Source organism: Cobetia sp. MMG027, from assembly GCF_027947415.1.
In the GTDB taxonomy this organism is placed as follows: Bacteria; Pseudomonadota; Gammaproteobacteria; order Pseudomonadales; family Halomonadaceae; genus Cobetia; species Cobetia marina.
The window spans coordinates 99,111-124,555 of the sequence record NZ_JAQJIO010000005.1; the positions used below are offsets into that span (position 1 = coordinate 99,111).

The window sequence follows — 25,445 nt, forward strand, 5'->3', positions numbered from 1 at the left end:
GGAGGTCAGGGCCAGTGGGCGCGCTCCGGCCGGAATGCCCACTGGGCAAGCGTGTCCGGGGTGAGGCGCCTCAGATGCTGCGCAGGTACCAGTCGTATTCCAGACGGCTGATGATCTGCATCGCGGCCTCGCGCTCCGCCCGGCGACCGGCAATGAAGACATTCAGGAAGCGCTCGCTGAAAGCGGCCGTGAGGGGAGCGCTTTCCTCCAGCAGCGTCAGGGCCTCGGGCCAGCTGTTGGTCAGGCTGGGCTCGAACTGATCATAGGCATTGCCGGTCACCGGCTCACCCGGGGAGATCCGATGGGTGATGCCATGGATGATGGAGGCCAGCAGCGTCGCCAGCAGCAGGTAGGGATTGACGTCAGCCCCGGCGACCCGATGCTCCAGCCGACGCGCCTCATTGGGGCCGGAGGGAATGCGGATGGCGACCGAGCGGTTGTCGAATCCCCAGGTGGGCGCCATCGGTACGTACAGGCCCTGCTGGAAACGGCGATAGGAATTCAGGTTGGGGGCAAACAGCGCCATGGAGGCGGGCATGAGTTCCAGCAGGCCGCCGATGGCGTGACGCAGGGTCTCGGTGCCCAGAGGATTCTCGCCGGGGTCTGCGAAGACATTGTGTCCATCGCGGTCCACCAGGCTCAGGTGCGCATGCATGCCATTGCCGGCTTCATCACCGTACGGCTTGGCCATGAAGGTCGCGTCGAAGCCATGACGCAGGGCGACACCCTTGATCAGGCGTTTGAGCAGGACGGCGCTGTCACAGGCCTTCATGACGTCGTCGAGATGAATCAGGTTGATCTCGAACTGACCCGGGGCGCACTCCTTGAGCGCGGTATCCAGCGGCAGCTGTTGGATGCGTGCGGCATCCTGGATCTCTTCCAGAAAGTCGGCATATTCATCCAGCTCTCCGATGGAGTAGAGCTGGCTTTCCGTGGCGCGCTCACCCGTGAGCGGAGAGCAGGGTGGCTGCACCATGCCCAGGTCATCGCGCTCACGATCCACGAGATAGAACTCCAGTTCCAGCGCGACGACGGCGGTCAGCCCCATCCCGGCCAGAATATCGACCTGTTTCTGCAGCTGATTGCGGGGGTCCGCGAAGAAGGGGCCGTCCCTGTCATCGCGCATGTTCATCAACAGCTGGCCTTGCTTGCCGCCGCGCAGCCAGGGGGCTGGCATCAAGGTGCCGGGGATCGGGCGGCAGACCTGATCCCCATCCCCGGTCTCCAGGCCCAGACCGGTCTCTTCGATGGTGTTGCCGGCGATATCGATCGCGAAGACGGAGCCTGGCAGGTTGATGCCCTGCTCGTAGGCCTTTTCCAGATTCTCGCGCGGGATACGCTTGCCGCGCTGGATGCCGCTGATATCACTGATCAGCAGGTCGATGCTCTCGATTTCCGGATGGCGGTCCAGAAACTCTCTGGCCTCATCGACGTGAAGGCTGTTCATTGGGGGGCCTGTGAGTGGGTGGTGGCACATCATATATCGCCACGCCATCCCGTGTTGTCAAATAATTCACAGCGCTTACCCGTTGCACCCTTGAGGCAGTATCATCGGCTGAGGCGCTTTCTTTCGATCTCTGTCCCGTGGTTTCCCCTTGCTTGAGATTGCCTTCGTGCCTGATTGGCAGGATGTCAGTTCAATCGATGTTGAATAAAACATACCAAATGACCGGGGTGCATGAGTGGCCCCTGAAGGAGAACCCATGACGTCTCGCCCTCTGGTGGGTGTGATCGCCTGCCGTCGCACGATTGAAGGCCATCCGGCGCACATGGTGACTGACAAGTACGTCAGTGCCCTGCGCGAATTCGGACTGGAGCCACTGGTGATCCCGGTATGGGAAGACGTCATGGCTGACTCGGCCAGAGCGCTGCTGGCGCGACTGGATGGGTTGCTGCTGACGGGCAGCTATTCCAACGTGCATCCGGCGCGGTATGGCGAGGCCATCGCGCCGGAGAATACCTATGAAGACACGGCACGAGATGCGTCAGCCATGGCCTGGGTACCGCTGGCGCTCGAGTTGCAACTGCCGTTGCTGGGTATCTGTCGCGGCTTTCAGGAGCTGAACGTCGCCTTCGGTGGCAGCTTGCATCAGGCGGTGCAGAACGTGCCCGGCTTGAGGGATCATCGTGAGCCCGAGGGCGATCTCGACGTGCAGTTCGCCCCCTCCCACGGCATCAGCATCCTGCCGGGCGGACGGCTGGCCGAGTTGTACGCCGCGCCTGAGGCGCGGGTCAATTCCGTGCATCAGCAGGGGATCGCGCGGCTGGGCGAAGGGCTGCGTGTCGAAGCGGTCGCTCCGGATGGTCTGGTGGAGGCGATCTCGATCATCGCAGCGGGAGCCTTCACGCTGGCGGTGCAATGGCATCCCGAATGGAAACCACGTCAGCATCCGCTGTATCAGGCGATTCTGGAAGGATTTGCCGCGGCCTGTCGGGACAGGTCCAGGCAAGCATCATCCGCTGAGGAGACACCTCGTCAGCCGTCGTGAAGATGACGACGAAGCCGTGTCCCGCGCGCCTGCAGACGCTGCAGGATGACACGGCGCTGGCTGCCTCTCCCGCGTTCTCGTGTGACCTGCCCCCTCTTACCTGACTTCGGAATCCTGATCATGAGTCGTCCCCGGACATTGACCGATTGGCAGGCGCTCGCCGCCCGTCTGACGCCGCAACTGCAAGGCAATGCCTTCATCAACGATGACTTCGTGCCGGCGGTCAGCGGCGAGACCTTCGAGTGCCTCAATCCGGCCACTGGGAAACGATTGGCGAAGGTGGCCAGCTGTGACGGCGCCGATGCCGAGATCGCCGTCCGGCATGCGCGCGCCGCCTTCAAGAGGGGGGGCTGGTCGCGCATGGCGCCTGTCGAGCGCAAGGGGGTGCTGCTCAGGCTGGCGGACCTGATGGAGAGACACCAGTATGAGCTGGCGCTGCTGGATACCCTCGACATGGGCAAGCCGATCACCAGCGCGCTGGATGATGTGGCGGGAGCGATCGGCTCGATCCGCCATCAGGCCGAGTCCATCGACAAGCTGTACGGCGAGGTCGCGCCGACCGGCGAGCAGGTGCTGGGGCTGGTGCTGCGCGAGCCGCTGGGGGTGGTGGCCTCCATCGTGCCGTGGAACTTCCCGCTGATGATGACGGCCTGGAAGGTCGCGCCGGCGCTGGCCGCGGGCAACAGTGTCATCCTCAAGCCGTCGGAGAAGTCACCACTGTCAGCGCTGCGTCTGGCGGCACTCGCACGTGAGGCAGGTCTCCCGAGTGGCGTCTTCCAGGTGTTGCCGGGCTTCGGGCATACCGTCGGGCGTGCGCTGGCCCTGTCGATGGACGTCGAGTGTCTGGCCTTCACCGGTTCCACCACCGTCGGCAAGCAGCTGATGCAGTATGCCGGACAGTCGAATCTGAAGCGTGTCTTCCTGGAGTGCGGTGGCAAGAGCCCCAACATCGTGTTCGCCGATTGCGCGGATCTGGATCGCGTGGCGGAGAGTGCCGCTGCCGCCATCTTCTACAACCAGGGGGAGGTCTGCATCGCCGGTTCTCGCCTGCTGGTGGAAAACTCGATCCGCGACGCCTTCGTCGCCAAGGTGGTGGCGGCTGCCGAGCGCATGCAGCCGGGCGACCCGCTGGACCCGACAAGCTTCATGGGGGCGATGGTCGACAGCACCCAGCATGAGCGCGTGATGGGCTACATCCGCAAGGGGATCGAGGAGGGGGCGGTGCTGCGTGCCGGCGGCGAAGACGTTGCCGGGCCGGGGCTGTTCATCCGTCCGGTGGTCTTCGATGGCGTCACGCCCGAGATGGTGATCGGCCGTGAGGAAATCTTCGGGCCGGTGCTGTCGGTCTTCGGTTTCGAGACCGAAGAGGAGGCGCTGGCGCTGGCCAATGACAGTGATTTCGGACTGGCGGCGGGGCTCTGGAGCCAGGACATCGGCCGCATCATGCGCATGACCCATCGTCTCGAATCCGGCCAGGTCTTCGTCAACAACTGGGCGGGGGGCGATCAGAGCATGCCCTTCGGCGGCGTGAAACAGTCCGGCAACGGCCGCGACAAGTCCCATCACTCGCTGGCGGAATATACCCAGCTCAAGAGTGTCTGGATCGCGCTGAGCTGAACTGAAACCGGGCCGAACCGGGCTGTCACGCGTTGGCGGAAACACCGTGCAGCACGAAAAGAGGCCACGCGATCGCGTGGCCTCTTTTCTGTTGTCATCTGCCGCAAGTGTTTGCCGCAAGGTCTAGAACATGCGTGCCGGCGTCGCACAGCTGACCAGACGGCACTCGACTTCGCCGATGTTGCGAAAGCGATGCGGCACATTGGTATCGAAGTAGTAGGCTTCACCGGCTTTCAATACCCGGGTGTCGCTGCCGATGGTGATCTCGATCTCGCCTTCGATGACCACCCCGGCTTCCTCTCCCTGATGGGTGATCATTTCGCGGCCGGTGTCACTGACAGGCGGGTAGGTCTCGATCATGAACGACAGATTGCGATCCTGACGCTTGGCCCCGACCAGTTTGAAGGCCACCTCTCCGCTGCCCACGTTCGTCAGCTCCTCTTCGCCATAGAACACCTTGGCGGTGTTCTCGAGTTCCATGGTGAAGAAATCACCGATGCTCATGGGAATGGCGGCGAGAATCTTGGACAGTGAGCTGACCGATGGGCTGACCTTGCCCTGTTCGATCAGTGACAGGCTCGAATGGGTCACCCCACAGCGCTTGGCCAGCTCGCGTTGCGAGATGCCCCGCAGCGTACGCAGCGCCCGCAGGCGCGCACCGACATCATCTGCCATCAGAACTTCCTTCGCGAAGCGACGATTGACTGGAAATGCCTTGAGTCCTTGAGCGACAACGGCCAGCCTCGGGATGTCCGTGACTGGCCGTTGCATGCAGCGACGGCATGACTCAGAGGCGCAGGATCAGCTGAGGCTGTCCAGCTTTTCCTTGAGCACCTTGTTGACCTGTTGCGGGTTGGCGGTGCCGCGTGAGGCCTTCATCACCTGACCGACGAAGAAGCCGATCATCTTGCCACGCTTGTCCGGTTCGGCTTCCTGATACTGGGTCACCTGAGCCGGATTGTCGGCGATCACCTGGTCGACCACTGCCTCGATGGCACCGGTGTCCGTGACCTGCTTGAGGCCACGTGACTCGATGATCTCGTCGGCGCTCTCGCCTTCGCCATCCCACAGCGCGGCGAACACCTGCTTGGCGGCCTTGCCGTTGATGGTCTCATCGACGATACGCTTGATCAGGCCCCCCAGCTGGGCTGCCGAGACCGGGCTCACGGTGATGTCGAGATTTTCCTTGTTGAGACGCCCGGCCAGTTCGCCCTGCACCCAGTTGGCGGCTTGCTTGGCGTCGCCGCAGACATCCTTCACTTCCTCGAAGAAGTCGGCCATCTCACGGCTGGCGGACAGCACGCTGGCATCATAGGCGGACAGCCCCAGTTCGCCCTCGAAGCGTGCGCGCTTCTCGGCCGGCAGCTCCGGCAGAGTCTGGCGCAGGTGTTCGATGTAGGCGTCGTCGACTTCCACCGGCAGCAGGTCCGGGCACGGGAAGTAGCGGTAGTCGTTGGCTTCTTCCTTGGTGCGCATGCTGCGCGTCTCGTCGGCATCCGGATCATACAGGCGGGTTTCCTGCACGACCTTGCCGCCGTCCTCGATCAGCTCGATCTGACGCTCCACCTCGAAGTGGATGGCGCGCTCGATGAAGCGGAAGGAGTTGACGTTCTTGATCTCCGCGCGAGTGCCGAAGGCTTCCTGCCCCTTGGGGCGCACCGAGACGTTGACGTCGCAACGCAGGGAACCTTCGGCCATGTTGCCGTCGGAGATGCCGAGGTACGTCACGATGGCGTGGATCGCCTTCACGTAGGCCACCGCTTCCTTGGCGGAGCGCATGTCCGGCTCGGAGACGATTTCCAGCAGCGGTGTGCCGGCACGGTTCAGGTCGATGCCGGTCATGCCCTGGAAGTCTTCGTGCAGCGACTTGCCGGCGTCTTCCTCGAGGTGGGCATGGTGGATGCGGATCGACTTGCGCGTGCCATCCTCGAGCAGGATCTCGAGTTCACCCGGCCCGACGATGGGCTGATCCATCTGGCTGGTCTGGTAGCCTTTGGGCAGATCCGGGTAGAAGTAGTTCTTGCGCTCGAACACCGAACGGCCGGCCACGGCGGCATTGACGGCGAGGCCGAAGCGCACGGCCATGGCCACGGCCTGCTCGTTGAGCACCGGCAGGGTGCCCGGCAGGCCGAGATCGACGGCGCTGGCCTGGGTGTTGGGCTCGGCACCGTAGGTGGTGGACGAGCCGGAGAATATCTTTGACTGGGTGGCGAGCTGAGCGTGAACCTCAAGCCCGATTACGACTTCCCATTGCATCAGGCTTGCTCCTGTCCGAATTCCGGGCGCTGGCGGTGCCAGTCGGTGATTTGCTGGAACTGGTGCGCGACGCCCAGCAGGGTCTGCTCACCGAAGTGCGGGCCGAGAATCTGCAGACCCACCGGGCGCTTGCCAGCCAGACCGGCCGGCACGCTGATGCCCGGAATGCCCGCCAGGTTGATGGCGATGGTGTAGAGATCCTGCAGGTACATGGACAGCGGGTCCTTGTGCGCGCCGAGATCGAACGCCGGGGTCGGTGCCGCCGGCCCCATCAGCACATCGACCTGGTCGAAGGCATCGAGGAAGTCCTGACGGATCAGGCGACGCACCTTCTGGGCCTTGATGTAGTAGGCATCGAAGAAGCCTTCGGACAGGGTGTGCGTGCCGATCAGGATGCGGCGCTTCACCTCGTCGCCGAAGCCTTCTTCACGGGTGCGCTTGTAGAGGTCTTCCAGGTCCTGCGGGTCTGCGCAGCGGTGGCCGAAACGCACGCCGTCGTAACGCGACAGGTTGGAGGAGGCCTCGGCCGGTGCGATCACGTAGTAGGTCGGGATGGCCAGGTGGGTATGCGGCAGGGAGATTTCCTGCACGCTGGCACCGGCATCCTCGAAGACCTTGATCGCGGCACGCACGGAGGCTTCGACCTCCGCTGACAGGCCGTCGCCGAAGTATTCCTTCGGCAGGCCGATCTTCAGGCCCTTGAGGTCATAGTCCAGGCCTTCGACGTAGTCTGGCACGCCACGTACCACGCTGGTGGAGTCACGCGGGTCGGCGCCGGCGATCACGTTCATCAGGCGCGCGCAGTCCTCGGCGGAGCGTGCCATCGGGCCACCCTGATCGAGACTGGAGGCGTAGGCGATCATGCCGTAGCGGGAGACGCGGCCGTAGGTCGGCTTGAGGCCGGTGATGCCACAGAAGGCGGCCGGCTGGCGGATGGAGCCACCGGTATCGGTGCCCAGTGCCGCCGGGGCGAGGCCTGCGGCGACGGCAGCGGCGCTGCCGCCGGAGCTGCCACCCGGGACGGCGGACAGGTCCCACGGGTTCTTGACCGGACCGTAGTAACTGTTCTCGTTCGAGGAGCCCATCGCGAACTCATCGAGGTTGGTCTTGCCCAGCATCACCACGCCTTCCGCCTTGAGCTTCTCGATTACGGTGGCGTCGTAGGGGGAGATGAAGTTGTCGAGCATCTTCGAGCCGCAGCTGGTGCGCACACCCTCGGTGCAGAAGATGTCCTTGATGGCCATCGGCACGCCGGTCAGCGGTGCGGCATTGCCGGCGGCGCGCCTGGCGTCCGCGGCATCGGCCTCGCGCAGCGCCTCTTCACGGCACAGGGTGATATAGCTGTTGAGCTCGCCGTCGAGGCGTTCGATACGGGCCAGGAAGGCTTCCGTCAGCTCGCGACTGGTGTACTCGCCGGCCTCGAGGCCTTGCGCCAGCTCACTGAGCGTCTTGTCATGTAGTGCAATGGACGATGACATGTTCGATTCCATCTGTGCACACGATGCAAAGGGCATCGCACGCGGAAATTCCGGGGGCGGACGGGGCGTGCCGCGTGGCGTGGTATCAGGTCTGGCGGTCTCTCACCTCACGTGAGGGATCGGCCAGGCGTGATCACTCGACGACGCGCGGTACCAGATACAGCCCCTGTTCTGTGGCCGGAGCCACCTGCTGAAAACGCTCGCGCTGATTTGACTCGGTGACTTCGTCGGCACGCAGGCGTTGCGTGGCTTCCAGCGGGTGCGCCAGGGGAGCGACGCCGTCGGTGTCGACCTGTTGCAGCTGGTCGACCATGGCGAGAATCCGATCAAGATCCGCGACATAGGCTTCGGCATCCTGCGAGGCAAGACCCAGGCGTGCGAGGTGAGCGGCACGCAGCACATCTGAATGTTCAAGGGCCATGGAAGTTTCCCTGTCTTGGCTTCGTGAGGCTTGAGGTAACGGCGAGTGCAGTCTGCTCGGTGACCTGGCGTTGGCCAGCGGTGAGGCAACTGCTCGCCCGTTGCGCTGTCACAGTGTGATTCGGCGTGAAATGTACCACATCTGCGGCGCGCTGGCAGGCGTGTCAGCTTGCCGCCATGGGGTGGCAATGGTACCGTTCGCGTCTGCACAGGGTTCCGGTCTGGACTAGGTGATCAACTTCCATGTTTAAACGTTTACGTGGGCTGTTCTCGAGCGATCTGTCGATCGATCTGGGTACCGCCAACACGCTCATTTATGTGCGCGGTCGCGGTATCGTGCTCGACGAGCCCTCCGTCGTTGCCATTCGCCAATCCGGGAATGCCCGCAGCGTCGCGGCTGTCGGTGCCGATGCCAAGCGCATGCTGGGGCGTACCCCCGGCAATATCACGGCCATCCGCCCGATGAAGGACGGCGTCATCGCCGACTTCACCGTCACCGAACAGATGCTCCAGCATTTCATCCGCAAGGTGCATCAGAGCACCTTCCTGACGCCCAGCCCTCGCGTTCTGGTGTGCGTGCCGTGCATGTCGACCCAGGTCGAACGCCGCGCCATCAAGGAATCGGCCGAAGGGGCCGGTGCGCGTGAGGTCTACCTGATCGAGGAGCCCATGGCGGCCGCGATCGGTGCTGGTCTTCCCGTCGAGGAAGCCATGGGCTCCATGGTGGTCGACATCGGTGGTGGTACCACCGAGATCGCCATCATCTCGCTCAACGGCGTGGTCTACTCCGAGTCGGTACGCATCGGCGGCGACCGCTTCGACGAAGCCATCACCTCCTACGTGCGTCGCCATTACGGCAGCCTGATCGGTGAAGCGACGGCCGAGCGCATCAAGGAAGAGATCGGCTGTGCCTACCCGGGCGGCGAGCTGCGCGAGATCGACGTGCGCGGTCGCAATCTGGCCGAAGGCATTCCACGCTCCTTCACGCTCAACTCCCACGAGATTCTCGATGCGCTGCAGGAGCCGCTGGCGGCCATCGTCTCGGTGGTCAAGAGCGCGCTCGAGCAGTCTCCACCGGAGCTGGCATCCGACATCGCCGAGCGCGGTCTGGTGTTGACCGGCGGTGGTGCGCTGCTGCGTGACATCGACAAGTTGATCGCGGAAGAGACGGGCCTGCCGGTGATCATCGCCGAAGACCCGCTGACCTGCGTGGCGCGTGGCGGTGGCAAGGCGCTGGAAATGATCGATCAGCACACCTTCGAGCTGCTGTCGAGCGATTGACCTCGTCCGGGGCCGGGTGTGCTGTACGGCTGGTCCCGGCCTGTCGGAGGAAGTGCTATCAAACCCCTGTTCACGCGTGGCCCCGTGCCCGGCTATCGCATGCTGTTGTGTGCGGTGCTGTCCTTCGCGCTGATGTTTGCCGAAGATCGCTTCAGCTGGATGGTCGACGTGCGTGCCAGCATGGCGACACTGGTTTCCCCTGTGCAATGGGTGGTCAGTCTGCCTACAGAGGGCCTCAGCTGGGGCGCACTGGTGTTTGCCGACCAGCAGAAGCTCGCCGATGAAAACCGGGCACTGCGTGAGCAGCTGCTCAATCTGTCCAGCCGTGTGCAACGCATGGCGAGCCTGTCTGCCGAGAATTCCCGTCTGCGCGAATTGCTCAATGCCGGTCAGCGCAGCGATATCCCCTACATCACGTCCCAGTTGCTGACGCTTGATGCTGATCCGTTCTCCCATCGCATGGTGGTGGATCGCGGTGAGCAGGATGGCGTGCGCATCGGCCTGCCGGTTCTGGATGCCTACGGGCTGGTCGGTCAGGTCATCTCCACGTCGGCCTACAACAGTCGCGTGCTGATGATCAGTGATGCCAGTCATGCCGTGCCGGTGGAGGTCAATCGCAATGGCCTGCGCTTCATTGCCCAGGGCAGCGGCAAGATCGATCAGGTGGATGTGCTGCACGTGCCGGACACCGCGGATATCCGTGTCGGGGACCTGCTGGTGACCTCGGGGCTCGCGCTGCGCTTTCCGCGTGGCCTGCCGGTGGCACGTGTCACCGAGGTCTATCATGACCCCGGCAAGCCCTTCGCTCGCGTCAGTGCCGAACCCATTGCCCAGCTTGAGCGTTCGCGCAACTTCCTGATCCAGATGCCACCCGCCGTCGACGTGGAGAGCCTCTACGTGGATGACAGTCTTGACGAGCTGCCCAAGGACAACCTCGCCGCGCCCGCTTCGGACGCGGGTGACGAGGACGCGGCGGATGCCGAGGCGCAGCAGAGCGCCAATGCGCCAGGGGAGAACAACTGATGGCCTTTCGTCCCCAGACCACCTTGCTGTGCTGGTTCTCGTTGCTGCTGGCCCTGTGTCTTCAGGTCATGCCCTTGCCGGATGTGTGGTTGATCTGGCGTCCACAGTGGCTCGGTCTGATGCTGGTCTACTGGTGCATCGTCTCGCCGCAGAGTGTCGGTGTCTTCCATGGCTTCCTGTTCGGCCTGGCGCTGGATGTCCTGCAGGGGGCACCGCTGGGGCACAATGCACTGGTGCTCTCGCTGACCGCCTTCATGGGCGTGTTGCTCTACCAGCGCATCCGCGCCTACTCACTGCTGCAGCAGGCCTTGCTGGTGATCGTGGTGCTGGGCATCGCGCAGCTGGTGGACCAGTGGTTGCGCAGCATCTTCGGTGCCGGGCCAGTGAGTCTGTCCTTCCTGCTGTCGGCGGTGATCGGGGGTGCGCTGTGGCCCTGGCTCTACACCCTGCTGCAGATGCTGCGTCGTCGACTGACGGCGTGAGCCTGCGGCATGTCGTACGCATGAGAGCCGCCCCTTCGGGCGGCTTTCTGCTGTCTCATGATCAAGAAACCTGCCCAGGAGGGAGACATGTCAGCGTCGTCGTCCAGTGTCGCAACCCCCGCAGCGCCCGAGATTCCCGGACGTTCGCCACGTCTTGTCCTGGCGTCCGGCTCGCCGCGTCGGCGTGAGCTGCTGGCCAGTATCGGTGTCAAGTGTGAGGTGGCCCCGGTCGACATCGATGAAACACCTCGTCCCGATGAGTCGCCGGAGCACTACGTCATGCGCATGGCGCGTGAGAAGGCACAGGCCGGATTCAGGCGATTGGACAAGGGGGAGGCTGAGACGGTGGTGCTCGGAGCCGATACCGCCCTGGCGCTGGATGGCCGGATTCTGGGCAAGCCTCGCGATGAAGCGGATGCCCGCGAGATGCTGATGGCGCTTTCCGGTCGTCGTCATCAGGTCCTGAGCGCGGTGACGCTCTGCCATCGTCAGCAGTCGTCCGCCTCGAACGAGCCGTCACCATCCCTGTGCTGCGAGAGCGAGCTGGTCGAGAGCCGCGTGACATTTCGCGCCATCCATCGTGAGGAGGCCGCGCGGTACTGGGCCACGGGAGAACCCGCGGACAAGGCCGGCGGCTACGCGATCCAGGGGCTGGGCGCCATCTTCGTCAGCCATCTTGAAGGCAGTTACAGCGCGGTGGTCGGGCTGCCATTGCACGAGACGTCCCGCTTGCTCATGGCCAGGGGCATTGCCTGCTGGCAGTCGTGACGGTGGGCGGGCGGGCAGGGGGCCGCCGAGGGGATTGTGGAAAATCAGCCGCCGGTGACATCGTTAGTCGATAGACCACAGCCGGGGGCTGCCTTGCTATGTCATAATCGCAAGCAACGACTTTACAAGGACTTGCGCTATGAGTGGCGAGGTATTGATCAACCTGACACCGATGGAGACCCGCGTTGCGGTCGTCGAGAACGGTGTTCTGCAGGAAGCGTTCATCGAACGCAGCGGTCGGCGCGGTATCGTCGGCAATATCTATCGCGGCAAGGTGGTGCGCGTGTTGCCCGGCATGCAGGCGGCATTCGTGGACATCGGTCTCGAACGTGCCGCCTTCATCCATGCGCAGGAGGTGATGCCCGCGCATACCCCGCATGATGAGCAGCTGTCGATCCGCGAGCTGCTCAGCGAAGGTCAGCCGCTGGTGGTGCAGGTCACCAAGGACCCCATCGGCACCAAGGGCGCGCGTCTGACCACGCATCTGTCGGTACCATCCCGCTATCTGGTCTACATGCCCGACTCTCCCCACACCGGGGTGTCGCAGCGTATCGAGAGCGATGTCGAGCGTGAGCGGCTCAAGGAGATGACCGAGCGCTGCCTGACCGAGCTTGACCCGGACGCTCCGGGGGGCTTCATCCTGCGCACGGCCGCCGAGGGCATCAGCGAGGCGGAGCTCAAGCAGGACATGCATTTCCTGCTGCGGCTGTGGCGCAAGGTCAGCGAGCGGCGTCTGACTGCCGCCGTGCCCAGCGTGATCTATGACGATCTGCCACTGTTCATGCGTACCCTGCGTGACGTGATGCGAGACGAGATCGAGCGTGTGCGCATCGATTCCCGCGAGAACTATCTGCGCTTGAAGGAGTTCTCCAGCGAATTCATGCCGGACATGGAAGGGCGCATCGAATATTACCCCGGCGAGCGGCCGATCTTCGATCTGTTCAGCGTCGAGGATGAGCTTCACAAGGCGATGGGGCGCAAGGTCCAGCTCAAGAGCGGCGGCTATCTGGTGATCGACCAGACCGAGGCGATGACCACCATCGACGTCAATACCGGTGGCTTCGTCGGGCATCGCAATCTTGAAGAGACCATCTTCAAGACCAATCTCGAGGCGGCCACGGCGATAGCCCGCCAGCTGCGTCTGCGCAATCTGGGTGGCATCATCATCATCGACTTCATCGACATGGAAGAGGCCGAGCATCAGCGTCAGGTGCTCAGAGTGCTCGAGAAGTCGCTGGAGCGGGACCACGCCAAGAACAAGATGACCGGCGTGACCGAACTGGGGCTGGTGCAGCTGACCCGCAAGCGCACCCGCGAGAGTCTGGAGCAGGTGCTGTGCGAAGCCTGTCCGACCTGCCAGGGGCGCGGCACTCTCAAGACGCCGGAGACAGTCTGCTACGAGATCTTCCGTGAGATCATGCGCGAAGAGCGTGCCTACAGTCCGGATACCTACATGGTGCTGGCCTCCCAGAATGTGGTGGACCGTCTGCTGGATGAAGAGTCGGCCTCGGTGGCGGACCTCGAGAGTTTCATCGGCAAGACCATCCGTTTCCAGGTCGAGGCGCATTATACTCAGGAGCAATATGACATCGTTCTCATGTAAGGTGCCCGCCATCTGTGTTCCCGCCGGTGGAGTCTCGCCATCGGTGCATTGATACACTCGTTCCCCCTGCTGGCACAGCAGGGCGATGCATGGCCCTCGAGGTCGGGTGCCTCCCTCCTGCGTAGGCGTGAGGTAGCGTGTCATCATGTTTGCTCGGAGATCCGCGTGTGACCTCTTCCTCGGATGAGCCGCAAGTGCCACCCGCTGAGTCAGACAGGCTGACAGCGGGGGATGGACCGACGGAGTCGGCCGCCACGGCCGGTGATGCTCCGTCATCTCATCAAGCCTCGTCTCCCGTCCCTTCGCCTTCACGGCGGCGGCGCTGGGGGCGAAGGCTCTTGATGGCGCTGGCGGTGCTGCTGGCGGTGCTGGCGATCGTGATCGGTGGCCTGCGCTGGTGGCTGACGACGCTGGAATCTCGCCGTGACGCGATCAGCGACTTCATCGCTACCCAGACCCATTCCAATGTCGGGATGTCATCGCTTGACGGGCGAATGGACTATCTCGACCCGGCCATCAAGCTCTCCGGCCTGAACCTCTTTCGGCCCGACGAGATGGAGGCGGCCCCGCTGTTGAGCGTGGAGCGTCTCGAGTCGCGGCTTGATGTGCTGTCCTCCCTGCGCCATCTGGCGCCCGTGTTTGACCGTGCGACCGCCACTGGCGTCATCGTTCACCTCTATCAGCATGACGATGGCAGCTGGGGCTGGCCGGGGCCGCCGCGCCCGCCTGAAGCCCTCGAGCCCAAGGGGCAGATGAGCCTGGAACAGCTCGAGCAGGGCCTGGCACTGCTGGCGCGTCAGCGCGTGAGGCTCGAGGATGTACGTCTCGTGCTGCATGGACGCAACGATACGCTCAATCTGAACGCGGCCGAGTTGTTGCTGGCCGGTGATGGTGAACGTGCTCATCTGGAGGGGCAGCTGCGCGTAGGGGAGTCGCCCCAGGCCGGCGTGAGTGCCGTGCTGGAGGTGCTGCCCGGCGATGCGGGGCTCGCCGATTATTCCGCGCAGCTGCAGGTGGAGCTGGATGCCGGTGCACTGGCCAGTGTCGGGCGCCTGATCGGTGAGCGCGACAGCCTGATGCTGCGTGACGCTGATGGCAACGCCACGCTGTGGGCGCGCTGGCGAGAGGCACGGCTGGAAGACGCTCGCCTGCGTCTCGATCTCAATCGTCTGACGCTGGATCACGATGGCGCCATGCTGGCCCTCAAGGACATCCATGCGCGGGGGCAGTGGCTGCGGGATCTGTCGGGCGGGGATCGCTGGCAGGCGTGGCTCAATCAGCTCTCGGTGGGGGCTTCGCAGCTCGATGACGCCGTCGTGAGTGACGGTGAGGCACAGGCGGCCCAGCGCTCGGATGCTCCATCGGATTCAGATTCCGCTTCACAGGAGCAGCCTGCTCGATTGCAGGCCGCGCTTGCCAGCCTCCCTGAGCGTATCTCCCTGTCGGGGGATCTCGCCGATGGCAGTGTCTCGCTTGTGACCGGTCGCTTCGATCTGGCGCGGGTGGCGCGCTGGCGCAATGTGCTGGAGCTGGGCGAGCTGGGCGAGATACTTGAGTCACTCGATCCGCGTGGCACCGCCACCGGACTGTCCCTGTCACTGGCCAATATCGGCCTTGAAGCCCCGCTGAGCATGACGCTGGCGCTTGGCCTGACGGATACCGAGGTGGAACCCTGGGAGGGCGCTCCGGGGCTCGGGCCGCTGGCGGCGTGGGTCACGGCGCGGAGTCGTGATGAAGGGGGCATGCAGGGCAGTGTCACCTTCCAGGGAGCCCCCGGCATGCGATTCCATTTCCCGGAAGTCTTCGGTGACAGCTGGTCACTGGAGTCCGCGCAGGGGGTGGTGGACTGGCAGGTGGATGATGCCGGCAGCCAGATCAGCGGGCGTGATCTGGATATCTCGCGTCATGGCGCCAGGGTGACGGGACGCTTCGGGTTGCAGATTCCCACGGATGATGCGGACCGCTTCCAGCTGGATCTGGACATGCAGGATGTGGATGCTCGCAGCATCCCGCTGGCGGACTGGTTGCCGCTCAAGGTACTGGACCCCTCCCTGCGTGAATGGCTGACGCGTGATGTGGCAGGTGTCGTGCCAGAGGGTTCTCTGCATCTGGAGCAGGTCTGGGATGAGGACAATGGCGAGAATGGCTACGGCCCCGGGGACGCGATGGATCTCGAGCTTGCCATCGAGAACGGGCGGCTCGGCTATGTCGAGGGCTGGCCCGCGCTTGACGGCGTGAAGGGCAATCTCGAACTGCATGACAATGATCTCACGGCCAGTGTCGAGTCGGCGTACTCACGGCCGGTCGCGCTGGGTAGCGCGCAGCGTCTGTCGGTGGATCAGGCCAAGGTCGACATGCACGATGACACCCTGGATATCCAGGGGGATGTCACGGGCAGTGTCGAGGCGCTGTTCGATCTGCTCTCGCATGCACCGCTCGAGGACACCGCGGAGCTTTTGGCCGAGTGGCAGGGCAAGGGCTCCGTGGCGGCGGCCATGAAGATTCGCGTACCGCTTGAAGATGCCGAGCAGGCGCGGGTGGAGGTGACGGGCAAGGTCGGTGAGAGGCAGGCGGCAAGCCTGGCCTTCCCCGGGCCGGGCATCGAGATCGCCGGCATTCGCGGCCCGCTGGCATTCGTGCATGACCCCACGCGTCCTGAAGGACAGCGCGAGCAATTGACCGGCGACCTGTCAGGGCAGCTGTTCGGTGGCGCGGTCAAGGCGGCACTCAATATCGGTCAGGCGGATTCGGCCAGCAAGGGGGCGGTGACCTTCAGTGGCCAGGCGCCGCTGGCACCGGTGCTGAGCTGGCTGGGGGCTCCCGAGACACTGCTCGGTGATGCGGCGCAGGATAGCCGTGCCGCACTGAATCAGGGAGATAGCCCGCGTGCGCTGGGCGGCACGTTCGATTATCAGGCGCGTCTGATGCTGCCCGAGGAGGGAGCCAGCCTGCAGCTGTCGAGTGATCTCAAGGGCGCGGCCATCAATCTGCCGGCTCCCTTCGGCAAGGCGCGTGACGAAGCCGCGGCATTGTCGGTGGAGGTCGGGCTCGCCGAGGGCGGTGGCGATGTCGTGCTCGCCAATCGTGCCCGCGCTCGCTGGCAAGGCGGCAATACGCGTGATGATGGCAGCAAGGTGCCGATGACCGGCCAGCTGTGGCTGGAACGTTGGCCGAGCGACCCGCAATGGCCGTCCCGTACGGGGTGGGATATCGCCTGGCGGACGCCGACGCTGGCACCTGAGCTCTGGTCATCATGGGGCGGGGCGCTATCCGGCGCGAGTGGCGATGATGGAGCCAGTGGCAGCGGTGGCGATGCACTCAGCGAGCTGTCACGGCTGCGCGTTGCCACCGATTGTCTGATGATCCAGGATCGGTGTACCGGCCCGATGACGCTTGAGGCAGCGCCTCGTCAGAGCTCTCAACAGCAAGCGCTGGGGCTGGCGGCCACTCTGGAGGGCAGGCTCGCCAGTGGGGAGCTCGTCTGGCAGTCCGGGGCCGCGCGGCCGTTGATTCTGGATCTCGATCATCTTGATCTCGACGCGCTGTGGCCGCCACAGACCCGGGAAACCCCCGAGCCTGCGCCAAGCAACTTCACCGAGGCCGTGGCCACCGGGGTCGAGCCGACTCCCTACCCAGCGGCGCTGGCCGAGCTGCCGGCAGGCAGCCTGCGCCTGGCACGTCTCATCTGGCGCGAGCAGCAGCTGGGACCCATCAGTGCAGAGTGGCAGTCGGATCAACAGCGGCTGGTGGTGTCCCCCCTCGCCATTACCGTGGGCGACATGACGGCCCAGGGCAACATCACCTGGGAGGATGCCGGTGCCAACAGTCTGACGCGCGCTCGCCTTTCCGCGGATGGCAGCGATCTGGGCGGGCTGCTGGAGCGGTTGTCCCAGCCACGCGGCATCGAGGCCGAGCGCGCACGCGCCGAGGCCAAGCTGGCCTGGCCAGGGGCGCCGCAGGACTTTGCGCTGTCGCGCTCCAACGGGCGGCTCGAGGTCAAGCTGGACGACGGACGTTTCCTGAATCTCGGCTCGGCGTCCGCGCGGCTATTGGGATTGGTCAACGTCGACAATCTGCTGCGTCGTCTGTCGCTGGATTTCTCGGATGTGACCGACAAGGGCACGGCCTTCGACAAGGTGCGGGGCGCCGCGACTCTCTTTGCGGGGCGTCTGGAAAGCGATGGCCCCTTGCGTATCGAGGCGCCGTCCACCACCGTGACGCTCAACGGGCAGGTTGACCTGCTTCGCGGTACCCTTGATCAACACATGGCCATCACGGTGCCGGTCAGTCAGAACCTGCCGTTGGCCGCCGTGCTGGCAGGCGCCCCCGCCGTGGGCGGTGCGCTGTTCGTGGCCGACAAGATCTTCGGTCGCTTCATCGACAAGGTGACGCAAATTCACTATCGGGTATCAGGCCCCTGGGGCGACCCGAACATTACTCTGGAAAGTGCCGAATGACGCAAAATGCGAGTTCCGGTCGCGTGCTCGACGATGCCGCGGCCCTGTTGCTGACCCCGGGCGGACTCAGCCTGGATGATCTGGATGCCGGCCTGGCACATGCCATGGGTCCGGGTACCGACTATGCCGACCTCTACTTCCAGCGTATCTGGCAGGAGAGCTGGGTGCTGGAAGATGGTGTCGTCAAGGACGCCAGCTACAACATCGATGGTGGCGTCGGCGTGCGCTCACTGGCGGGAGAGAAGACAGGCTTCGCCTATTCCAATCAGATCGATGCCGCCGCGCTTGCCGACACCGGTCGCACTGCCGCCGGCATCTCACGCAGTGGCAGCAATGGCACGGTCGCCCGTTCGATCATCACCGAGGCACCGTCCTTCTATTCCGGCATCGACCCGCTCAATGGCCTGAGTGCCGAGGACAAGGTCGCGTTGCTCAAGGAAGCGGACCGCATCGCCCGCAGCCTTGACCCGTCCATCAGTCAGGTCTCGGCCTCGCTGTCGGCGCTTTACGAGGTGGTGATGGTGCGTGCCAGTGATGGCACCCTGGCCGCGGACCTGCGTCCGCTGGTGCGCTTCAACATCAGCGTGATCGCGGTGCGCAATGGCCGTCGTGAGCGTGGCAGTGCCGGTGGCGGCGGACGCTTCCCGCTGACCCGTCTGCGTGACGACAACGTCGCCGAGCGCTACGCGCGGGAAGCCGTGCGTCAGGCACTGGTCAATCTCGAGGCCGTCGATGCGCCCGCCGGGCAGATGCCGGTGGTGCTGGGCAATGGCTGGCCGGGCGTGCTGCTGCACGAAGCGGTCGGTCATGGTCTGGAAGGGGATTTCAACCGCAAGGGCAGCTCCGCCTTCGCGGGGCGCATGGGCGAACAGGTCGCGGCGCGCGGCGTCACCGTGGTCGACGATGCGACGCTGGCGGACCGCCGTGGCTCGCTGTCGGTGGACGATGAAGGCACGCCGGGTCAGTACACGCCGCTGATCGAGGATGGCATCCTCACCGGTTACATGCAGGACAAGCTGAATGCCCGCCTGATGGGCATGGCGCCGACGGGCAATGCGCGTCGCGAGTCCTTTGCGCACCTGCCGATGCCCCGCATGACCAACACCTACATGCTGGGTGGCGATCGTGACCCGCAGGAGATCATCAAGAGCGTCAAGCGCGGCCTCTATGCGGTCAGCTTCGGCGGTGGCCAGGTGGACATCACCTCCGGGCGCTTCGTGTTCTCCGCAAGCGAAGCCTATCTGATCGAGGACGGCAAGGTGACCACACCGGTCAAGGGCGCGACCCTGATCGGCAACGGCCCGGAAGCCATGGGTCGCGTCTCGATGATCGGCAATGATCTCGAGCTGGATACCGGGGTCGGGGTCTGTGGCAAGGACGGTCAGTCGGTACCGGTCGGGGTCGGCCAGCCGACGCTGAAGCTCGATGAGCTGACGGTCGGTGGCACCCAGTCATGAACCGGTGCGCTTGATCAGCAGAGAAGCGATATGACGACGCCGCCGTGGCAGGGCCGCGGCGGCGTCGATGAAGCGTGAGGTGTCAGAATTACAGATCGAGCTCGGCACGCAGCAGCCTGAAGAGCTTCTTGGCGCTGTTGGGCTGCTTGCCGGCATCACGCTCGGCGCGTGAATTGCGGATCAGCTGACGCAGTGCCTGGCGGTCCACCTCCGGGTAGTCCTCGACGAAGATCACGAAGGCTTCGTCGTCCTCGATCAGGCGATCGCGCCAGCGCTCCAGGCGCTGGAAGGAGGCATCCCGACGGATGCTCTGCTGCTCCATGCTCTGGAAGACGGCGTTGATGGCCTCGAGGTCTTCCTTGCGCATCAGCTTGCCGACGTACTGCATGTGACGGCGCAGGCCTTCATGACTGCGAATGCGTCCGCACTCATCGATGGCGGCCAGCATGTCATCGGAGAGCGGGAACTTGGCGCGCTGACCGGCCGGCATGTCGATGATCTTCTTGCCGAGGGCCTGAAGCTCGATCATTTCACGCTTCATCTGGGATTTGCTGGGACGCTCGACGAGCTCCTCAGGTCTTTCTTTACGCATGCCAATTCCAACGAGTCGGGGAAATTTGCGGCAGTATAGCACTGCCAGCGCCCCGTCTCCTCAGAAGGAGAACAACATGAGCCAGGCCTTTGATGCCGTTGCTCAGCAACAACTGCTGGAGCGCCGCGTCAGCGAAGCGCTCGAGCTGGCCCGCAGTCTGGGAGCCGATGCCTGTGAGGTGGGCGCCAGCGTCGATCAGGGCGTCAGCATCTCGGTGCGTGACGGAGAAGTCGAAACCGTCGAGCTGTCGCGTGATCAGGGGATCGGCGTGACCGTGTATCTGGGCAATCGCAAGGGCAGCGCGACCTCTTCCGACGCCGGTAGCGACTCGATTCGTGCCGCGGTCGAGAAAGCGGTCTCCATCGCTCATTACACCGGCGAGGACAGCTTTGCCGGATTGGCGCCGGCCGAACTGATGGCCACCGATTTCCCGGACCTTCAGGCGCATCACCCCTGGGCGATCAGCGTCGATGACGCGACGGATCTGGCGCTGGCGTGTGAGCGTGCCGGACTGGAAGTGGAAGGCATCGCGCAATCCGAAGGTGCCAGCTTCTCCAGTGGGGAAGGTGTGCAGGTCTACGGCAACAGCCACGGTTTCCTGGCCAGTCAGTGCGGCAGCCGACACTCGATGTCCTGCATGTTGATCGCCAGGGATGAACAGGGCATGCAGCGTGACTATGACTACACCAGCGTGCGCAACCCGGCCGACCTGCGCTCCCCGGAGGATGTGGGGCGTGAGGCTGCACGCCGCACGCTGGCACGCCTCAACGCGCGCAAGGTGGCGACGGGGCGTATGCCGGTCATGTTCGACCCGCAGATGTCGGCAGGCCTGGTAGGGCACTATCTGTCCGCCATCGCGGGTGGTTCGCTGTATCGTGAGTCCAGCTTCCTGTGCGACAGCCTGGGTCAGCCGCTGTTCCCTGACTGGTTCACCCTCGGCGAGAAGCCGCGTGAGGTGGGTGGCATGTCGAGTGCCGCCTTCGACAACGACGGTGTCGCCACGCGTGACAATGTCTACTTTGCCGACGGCAAGGTGCAGAGTTACATGCTGAGCGCCTACAGTGCTCGTCGTCTGGGCATGCAGACCACCGGCAACGCGGGCGGTGCGCGCAACGTGCGCATCACCGCGCCGCTGACCTCACGTGACGAGATGCTCAAGCAGATGGGCACCGGCGTGCTGGTGACCGAGTTGATGGGGCAGGGCGTCAACGGCGTGACCGGTGACTACTCGCGTGGCGCTTCGGGCTTCTGGGTCGAGAATGGCGAGATCCAGCACGCGGTCGAGGAGTTCACGATCGCCGGCAATCTGCGTGACATGGCCGCCAATCTGCTGGCGGTCGGTGATGATGTCGATACCCGGGGCAGCATCCACTCTGGCAGCTGGCTGATCGGTGGCATGACCGTCGCGGGCATGTCGGAAGGTGAGGAAGACGCGCTGGAAGATTGAGCTAGAGATCATCCTTCGTGAAAAGACAGACGGCCGCTCCTGGGGGAGCGGCCGTCTTCGTTTCTGCAGGCTGCCGGATGATGCGTGACTCTCCTGGCGTGATTACAGGTAGAGCCAGGTCGCCAGGCCCAGGAAGGCCATGAAGCCGATCACGTCGGTCACGGTGGTCAGGATCACGCTGCCGGAGAGGGCCGGGTCGATATTGAGCTTCTTGAGCAGTATCGGCAGCAATGTCCCGGTCACGGCCGCGATCAACAGATTGATCATGATGGCGGCACCGATGATGGCCCCCAGCTGGACATCACCGAACCAGACGATGGCGATCCCGGCGACCACCACCGCCCACAGCAGGCCATTGAGCCCCGCGACGATGATTTCGCGCTTGAGAAGCCAGCGCACGTTGCCACTCTTGACGTGTCCCAGTGCGATGCCGCGAATCAGTACCGTCAGTGCCTGTGAGCCGGCAATGCCGCCCATGCTGGCGACGATGGGCATCAGTACCGCCAGCGCGGTGATCTTCTGGATGGTGCCCTCGAACATCCCGATCACGGCGGACGCCATGAAGGCGGTCAGCAGGTTGATGCCAAGCCAGATGGCGCGACGCCAGGAGGTGCGCATCACCGGGGAGAAGGTATCTTCATCCTCGTCCATCCCCGCCATCGACATGACCTGGTGCTCGGCATCGCCGCGGATGACGTCGACCACGTCATCGATGGTGATGCGCCCGAGCAGATTGCCATCACCGCCGACGACAGGCGCCGAGATCAGGTCATGCTTCTCGAACAGCGAGGCGACCTCGCTCTCCGGCATCAATGCCGGAATCACCACGCTGTCGGTATCCATCACCTCGCGCACCGTGACACCGGGGTCAGAGACCAGCAGGCGGTTGATGGGCAGGGCGCCGATGAATTCATCGCGGCGCGAGACGACCAGCAGGGTGTCGGTGGAATCGGGAAGTCGCTCGTGACGGCGGATGTAACGCAACACGACATCCAAGGTGATGTCCGGACGGATGGTGATGGTGTCCGTGTTCATCAAGCCGCCGGCAGTGTCCTCGGGGTAGGACAGCACCGTCTCGACCCGCTGGCGTTCCTGCGCCTCCATGGAGTCGAGGACTTCGAGAATCACGGCATTCGGAAGCCGCTGGAGGATGTCGGCGACATCATCCGGTTCCAGATTCTCGGTGGCGGCCAGGACGTCCTCGGCATCCATGTCCTTGAGGAAGTCGCTCTGGATATCCTCGCCAAGGTATTGGAGCACATCGCCCTGAAGTTCGGCGTCGACCAGCTCCCAGAGCAGGTTGCGCTCCTTGGGGGGGGAGGATTCCAGCAAGTGGGCCACGTCCACCGGTGCCAGGCCGCGATTCAGCATGCGCCTTGCCTGATCCAGCTCGCCACTTTCCAGTGCCTGTGACAGGCGATCAAGTCTTGGCTTGAGTTTGCGTGACGTCTTGCTCATCTGTCGGCTTCCCCTGTCGACATGAAGGACAGCGTTGATTCTACCATTGGCGCAGGGGGGCGCGTCGACAAAAGAAAACACTGTTTTTTATCGGTAGGGCAATCATCGCGGAAAAAGTGGCAGAAAGCCGGCGGGCGGGGGATGTCAGACGGCGTGCGGCGGCGTCATTCTTCCTCTTCGAAGCGCGCCTCGAACAGGGACTCGATCGCAGACAGGGCCTCATCTGCCTGTTCGCCCTCGACATCGATGATCAGCGCCGTGCCACACGGGGCTGCCAGCATCAGCAGCGCCATGACGTTGGCCGCGTTGGCGCGTCGCTCACCGTGACTGACCATGACCGTGGCCTCGAAGGGCGCACAGCAGTTGACCAGCTTGGTGGCAGCGCGAGCATGCAGCCCGCGCTTGTTGGTCAGAACCAGTTCACGACTGGGCATCGTGTGACTCCTGACGGGTATCGCTGATCGCCAGGGCCGTATGGATCCCCAGTTCCCGGTGGCGTAGACGCACCTCAGGAAGCTGCTTGGCGAAATGTTCGGCCAGCTGCTCGCAGAGATAGACGCTGCGATGCTGGCCGCCGGTACAGCCCACCGAAACGGTCAGGTAACTGCGATTGCTGGCCTGATAGGCGGGCAGCCAGCGTTCCAGCCAGCCGGCGATGTCATCCTGCATCGCCTTGACGTCCGGGTAGCGCTGCAGGAATTCCGCCACGCTGTCATCACGACCGGTATCGCTGCGCAGATTGATGTCCCAGTAGGGGTTGGGCAGGCAGCGGGCATCGAACACCATGTCGGCATCGGTCGGCACGCCATGCTTGAAGCCGAAGGACTCGAAGGTGAGTGTCAGATGACGAGAGCTGTGCTGCGCGACCTGTTCGGTGATGCGCGAGCGCAGGTCATGCACGCTGAGGTTGGTCGAGTCGATGACCAGGTCCGCCTTCTGACGAATCGGGGCCAGTGTCTGCTGCTCGATCTCGATGGCCTCGGCCAGCGTGCGGTCATTGTCGCGGGTCAGCGGATGACGGCGGCGGGTCGCGGAATAGCGTTCGAGCAGGACACGGGAGTCCGTGGTCAGGTAGACGACCTGCACATCCATGCCGCTCTGACGAACGCTGTCGAGCAGTTCAGGGAAGCGACTCAGGGCATCGGGGAGGTTGCGCGCGTCAATGGAGACCGCGATGCGCCGGCGGGTGGGGCTGTCCTTTTCCAGCTGCTCGACCAATGGTGCCAGCAGCATGCCGGGCAGATTGTCGATGGCATAGTAGCCAATGTCTTCCAGCGCCTGGAGGGCAATCGATTTGCCGGAACCGGAGCGACCACTGATGATCACGATCTTCATGGAGTGCTCTCCCAGGGCGAGGTCAGCATGAGGTGAAAGCGGAGGGTGCCTGAGGCCAGTCAGCGACAAGCCCGGAGCGAGTCCGGGCTTGCAGGTTCAGCGCGCCGGCAATTCGGCGATGGCCGAGGTCAGGGCTTCGAACAATGCTCGCTGACTGTCTGCCTGGCGCAATGCTGCCCGGTTGGTGGGCGAGTTGAGCAGTTCCGCCACCTGGCCGAGCAGAGTGAGATGGGTGTCATCTGCCTCCTCGGGGACCAGCAGCACGAACAGCAGATCGATGGGTTCGCCATCGATGGCGTCAAAGTCGATGGGGTCACCGAGCTTCATGAACGCCGCGATGGGGGTCTTGCAGTGTGGACTGCGTGCATGTGGCACGGCCACGCCGTGGCCGATGCCCGTCGAACCCAGTCTCTCGCGCCCGATCAGGCGCGAGAAGACTTCCTGGCTGTCCAGGCTGGGAATGTTCTGAGCAATGAAGGTGCTGAAGAATTCCAGCACCCGCTTCTTGCTCCCCCCGGGGACGCCGTAGAGCGTGCGCTCGGGGGGAAGGATCTGATCAAGTGTCATGGCAGAAGGTCAACGGGTCCCGGTGCCCTGAGAGCGAGCCTGGGACTTTTCCTTGTGTTTGACCAGCTGGCGGTCCAGCTTGTCGGCGAGCGCGTCGATGGCAGCGTACATGTTGGGGTCTTCTGCCAGGGCATGGAGGTCGGCGCCAGCGGCGTGCAGGGTGCAGGCAGCCTGTTGGCGTTCCTTCTCGATCGACAGTGTCACCTGAACATTGGTGATGTTGTCGTAATGCCGTTCGAGGCGAGCGAGCTTCTCGTTGACATAATCGCGGAGAGGATCGGTGAGTTCCACATGATGCCCGGTGATATTCACTTGCATGGACACGCTCCTTTATCCAGCGGGTTGCCTTTGAATTGTAACCCTTTTTGACTGCGAGCAAACCCTGATTGAACGCGCGGCCACTTTCTGACTCCGGCCATGGTCTCGTGGCGATCATCTGCTGGCGAGAGCGGCGGTGCCGGTGTACCGAGCGTCTACCCCGACAATGCCCAAGCTTTGAACAAAGATCAACGCTGCGCTGCATCGTGGGGCAAGGCTTGTCTTCAACCCAGCGAGGGATATCAGCAGGTTCTTCATGAGCATCGCCTCGCATCACGGACGGAATGGGGCTCGAGAAACCGGCCGTTTGTGGCCAATGTCAGCATTTACGTCGACGTTCGTGTGGCAGGAGTCGGTGGCGACCCCTGGCTATCTGTCCGTGGGATGTGAGGGAAAA

General features: G+C 63.9%; 21 protein-coding genes. 10 read left to right on the top strand and 11 right to left on the bottom strand.

Annotated features, from left to right (window positions below; all coding sequences use genetic code 11):
- Nucleotides 1–70 precede the first annotated feature (70 nt).
- The gene (locus PJK54_RS07915; RefSeq protein WP_077371532.1) at nucleotides 71–1,447 is read right to left on the bottom strand and encodes a glutamine synthetase family protein; all 1,377 of its coding nucleotides are present in this window, start codon (nucleotides 1,445–1,447) and stop codon (nucleotides 71–73) included.
- A gap of 256 nt (nucleotides 1,448–1,703) precedes the next feature.
- Here PJK54_RS07915 and PJK54_RS07920 point away from each other — a divergent pair, with 256 nt between their 5' ends.
- Nucleotides 1,704–2,489 carry a gamma-glutamyl-gamma-aminobutyrate hydrolase family protein gene (locus tag PJK54_RS07920; protein WP_077371535.1) on the top strand — a complete coding sequence of 262 codons (786 nt, stop codon included), beginning with the start codon at nucleotides 1,704–1,706 and terminating at the stop codon, nucleotides 2,487–2,489.
- Nucleotides 2,490–2,609: 120 nt separating this feature from the next.
- The gene (locus PJK54_RS07925) at nucleotides 2,610–4,106 is read left to right on the top strand and encodes an aldehyde dehydrogenase (RefSeq protein WP_077371538.1); all 1,497 of its coding nucleotides are present in this window, start codon (nucleotides 2,610–2,612) and stop codon (nucleotides 4,104–4,106) included.
- Between the two features lie 123 nt (nucleotides 4,107–4,229).
- Here PJK54_RS07925 and PJK54_RS07930 read toward each other — a convergent pair whose 3' ends face one another.
- The 4 genes from PJK54_RS07930 to gatC form a co-directional block, all read right to left on the bottom strand.
- Nucleotides 4,230–4,781: a cupin domain-containing protein gene (locus PJK54_RS07930; protein ID WP_077371541.1), complete on the bottom strand. Its 552-nt coding sequence runs from the start codon at nucleotides 4,779–4,781 to the stop codon at nucleotides 4,230–4,232.
- Between the two features lie 126 nt (nucleotides 4,782–4,907).
- Nucleotides 4,908–6,362, bottom strand: coding sequence for an Asp-tRNA(Asn)/Glu-tRNA(Gln) amidotransferase subunit GatB (gene gatB, locus PJK54_RS07935; protein WP_077371544.1), 1,455 nt, complete (start codon nucleotides 6,360–6,362; stop codon nucleotides 4,908–4,910).
- Nucleotides 6,362–7,840 carry an Asp-tRNA(Asn)/Glu-tRNA(Gln) amidotransferase subunit GatA gene (gene gatA / locus PJK54_RS07940; protein WP_077371547.1) on the bottom strand — a complete coding sequence of 493 codons (1,479 nt, stop codon included), beginning with the start codon at nucleotides 7,838–7,840 and terminating at the stop codon, nucleotides 6,362–6,364. The genes gatB and gatA overlap by 1 nt, the downstream gene beginning before the upstream one ends.
- Nucleotides 7,841–7,973: 133 nt before the next feature.
- On the bottom strand, nucleotides 7,974–8,261 hold the full coding sequence (gene gatC, locus PJK54_RS07945; RefSeq protein WP_077371550.1) for an Asp-tRNA(Asn)/Glu-tRNA(Gln) amidotransferase subunit GatC: 288 nt from the start codon (nucleotides 8,259–8,261) through the stop codon (nucleotides 7,974–7,976).
- 242 nt (nucleotides 8,262–8,503) lie between these two features.
- Here gatC and PJK54_RS07950 point away from each other — a divergent pair, with 242 nt between their 5' ends.
- From PJK54_RS07950 to tldD, 7 genes are all read left to right on the top strand, one after another.
- Nucleotides 8,504–9,541, top strand: coding sequence for a rod shape-determining protein (locus tag PJK54_RS07950; RefSeq protein ID WP_043332576.1), 1,038 nt, complete (start codon nucleotides 8,504–8,506; stop codon nucleotides 9,539–9,541).
- A 57-nt stretch (nucleotides 9,542–9,598) separates the two neighbouring features.
- Complete coding sequence (gene mreC, locus PJK54_RS07955) at nucleotides 9,599–10,564, top strand: rod shape-determining protein MreC (RefSeq protein ID WP_255304420.1); 966 nt, start codon at nucleotides 9,599–9,601, stop codon at nucleotides 10,562–10,564.
- A complete protein-coding gene (gene mreD, locus PJK54_RS07960) occupies nucleotides 10,564–11,046 on the top strand; it encodes a rod shape-determining protein MreD (RefSeq protein WP_077371553.1) in 483 nt (160 codons plus the stop codon). The genes mreC and mreD overlap by 1 nt, the downstream gene beginning before the upstream one ends.
- Nucleotides 11,047–11,133: 87 nt before the next feature.
- On the top strand, nucleotides 11,134–11,814 hold the full coding sequence (locus tag PJK54_RS07965; RefSeq protein WP_077371556.1) for a Maf family protein: 681 nt from the start codon (nucleotides 11,134–11,136) through the stop codon (nucleotides 11,812–11,814).
- A gap of 139 nt (nucleotides 11,815–11,953) precedes the next feature.
- Complete coding sequence (rng, locus tag PJK54_RS07970; RefSeq protein WP_077371558.1) at nucleotides 11,954–13,417, top strand: ribonuclease G; 1,464 nt, start codon at nucleotides 11,954–11,956, stop codon at nucleotides 13,415–13,417.
- Nucleotides 13,418–13,758: 341 nt separating this feature from the next.
- The gene (locus tag PJK54_RS07975; RefSeq protein WP_077371561.1) at nucleotides 13,759–17,874 is read left to right on the top strand and encodes a YhdP family phospholipid transporter; all 4,116 of its coding nucleotides are present in this window, start codon (nucleotides 13,759–13,761) and stop codon (nucleotides 17,872–17,874) included.
- A complete protein-coding gene (tldD, locus tag PJK54_RS07980) occupies nucleotides 17,871–19,331 on the top strand; it encodes a metalloprotease TldD (RefSeq protein WP_084209229.1) in 1,461 nt (486 codons plus the stop codon). The genes PJK54_RS07975 and tldD overlap by 4 nt, the downstream gene beginning before the upstream one ends.
- An 88-nt stretch (nucleotides 19,332–19,419) precedes the next feature.
- Here tldD and yjgA read toward each other — a convergent pair whose 3' ends face one another.
- Nucleotides 19,420–19,923, bottom strand: coding sequence for a ribosome biogenesis factor YjgA (gene yjgA, locus PJK54_RS07985; RefSeq protein ID WP_077371567.1), 504 nt, complete (start codon nucleotides 19,921–19,923; stop codon nucleotides 19,420–19,422).
- 76 nt (nucleotides 19,924–19,999) lie between these two features.
- On the opposite strand from yjgA, the gene pmbA reads away from it, so the two are divergent.
- Nucleotides 20,000–21,370 carry a metalloprotease PmbA gene (gene pmbA, locus PJK54_RS07990; protein ID WP_077371570.1) on the top strand — a complete coding sequence of 457 codons (1,371 nt, stop codon included), beginning with the start codon at nucleotides 20,000–20,002 and terminating at the stop codon, nucleotides 21,368–21,370.
- 102 nt (nucleotides 21,371–21,472) lie between these two features.
- On the opposite strand, the gene mgtE is transcribed toward pmbA, so the two are convergent.
- From mgtE to hpf, 5 genes are all read right to left on the bottom strand, one after another.
- On the bottom strand, nucleotides 21,473–22,828 hold the full coding sequence (mgtE, locus tag PJK54_RS07995) for a magnesium transporter (protein WP_077371573.1): 1,356 nt from the start codon (nucleotides 22,826–22,828) through the stop codon (nucleotides 21,473–21,475).
- Nucleotides 22,829–22,992: 164 nt separating this feature from the next.
- Nucleotides 22,993–23,262, bottom strand: a complete 270-nt coding sequence (locus PJK54_RS08000) for an HPr family phosphocarrier protein (RefSeq protein ID WP_077371575.1) — start codon at nucleotides 23,260–23,262, stop codon at nucleotides 22,993–22,995.
- Complete coding sequence (gene rapZ, locus PJK54_RS08005) at nucleotides 23,249–24,163, bottom strand: RNase adapter RapZ (protein ID WP_077371578.1); 915 nt, start codon at nucleotides 24,161–24,163, stop codon at nucleotides 23,249–23,251. The genes PJK54_RS08000 and rapZ overlap by 14 nt, the downstream gene beginning before the upstream one ends.
- Before the next feature lie 96 nt (nucleotides 24,164–24,259).
- Complete coding sequence (locus PJK54_RS08010) at nucleotides 24,260–24,730, bottom strand: PTS sugar transporter subunit IIA (protein ID WP_077371581.1); 471 nt, start codon at nucleotides 24,728–24,730, stop codon at nucleotides 24,260–24,262.
- 9 nt (nucleotides 24,731–24,739) lie between these two features.
- A complete protein-coding gene (gene hpf, locus PJK54_RS08015) occupies nucleotides 24,740–25,048 on the bottom strand; it encodes a ribosome hibernation-promoting factor, HPF/YfiA family (protein WP_043332555.1) in 309 nt (102 codons plus the stop codon).
- Nucleotides 25,049–25,445: the final 397 nt, after the last annotated feature.

Coding starts and splice junctions, on each gene's coding strand:
- PJK54_RS07915 (WP_077371532.1), bottom strand. CDS start 1,447: ATGAACAGCCTTCACGTCGATGAGGCCAGAGAGTTTCTGGACCGCCAT.
- PJK54_RS07920 (WP_077371535.1), top strand. CDS start 1,704: ATGACGTCTCGCCCTCTGGTGGGTGTGATCGCCTGCCGTCGCACGATT.
- PJK54_RS07925 (WP_077371538.1), top strand. CDS start 2,610: ATGAGTCGTCCCCGGACATTGACCGATTGGCAGGCGCTCGCCGCCCGT.
- PJK54_RS07930 (WP_077371541.1), bottom strand. CDS start 4,781: ATGGCAGATGATGTCGGTGCGCGCCTGCGGGCGCTGCGTACGCTGCGG.
- gatB (WP_077371544.1), bottom strand. CDS start 6,362: ATGCAATGGGAAGTCGTAATCGGGCTTGAGGTTCACGCTCAGCTCGCC.
- gatA (WP_077371547.1), bottom strand. CDS start 7,840: ATGTCATCGTCCATTGCACTACATGACAAGACGCTCAGTGAGCTGGCG.
- gatC (WP_077371550.1), bottom strand. CDS start 8,261: ATGGCCCTTGAACATTCAGATGTGCTGCGTGCCGCTCACCTCGCACGC.
- PJK54_RS07950 (WP_043332576.1), top strand. CDS start 8,504: ATGTTTAAACGTTTACGTGGGCTGTTCTCGAGCGATCTGTCGATCGAT.
- mreD (WP_077371553.1), top strand. CDS start 10,564: ATGGCCTTTCGTCCCCAGACCACCTTGCTGTGCTGGTTCTCGTTGCTG.
- PJK54_RS07965 (WP_077371556.1), top strand. CDS start 11,134: ATGTCAGCGTCGTCGTCCAGTGTCGCAACCCCCGCAGCGCCCGAGATT.
- rng (WP_077371558.1), top strand. CDS start 11,954: ATGAGTGGCGAGGTATTGATCAACCTGACACCGATGGAGACCCGCGTT.
- PJK54_RS07975 (WP_077371561.1), top strand. CDS start 13,759: ATGGCGCTGGCGGTGCTGCTGGCGGTGCTGGCGATCGTGATCGGTGGC.
- tldD (WP_084209229.1), top strand. CDS start 17,871: ATGACGCAAAATGCGAGTTCCGGTCGCGTGCTCGACGATGCCGCGGCC.
- yjgA (WP_077371567.1), bottom strand. CDS start 19,923: ATGCGTAAAGAAAGACCTGAGGAGCTCGTCGAGCGTCCCAGCAAATCC.
- pmbA (WP_077371570.1), top strand. CDS start 20,000: ATGAGCCAGGCCTTTGATGCCGTTGCTCAGCAACAACTGCTGGAGCGC.
- mgtE (WP_077371573.1), bottom strand. CDS start 22,828: ATGAGCAAGACGTCACGCAAACTCAAGCCAAGACTTGATCGCCTGTCA.
- PJK54_RS08000 (WP_077371575.1), bottom strand. CDS start 23,262: ATGCCCAGTCGTGAACTGGTTCTGACCAACAAGCGCGGGCTGCATGCT.
- rapZ (WP_077371578.1), bottom strand. CDS start 24,163: ATGAAGATCGTGATCATCAGTGGTCGCTCCGGTTCCGGCAAATCGATT.
- PJK54_RS08010 (WP_077371581.1), bottom strand. CDS start 24,730: ATGACACTTGATCAGATCCTTCCCCCCGAGCGCACGCTCTACGGCGTC.
- hpf (WP_043332555.1), bottom strand. CDS start 25,048: ATGCAAGTGAATATCACCGGGCATCATGTGGAACTCACCGATCCTCTC.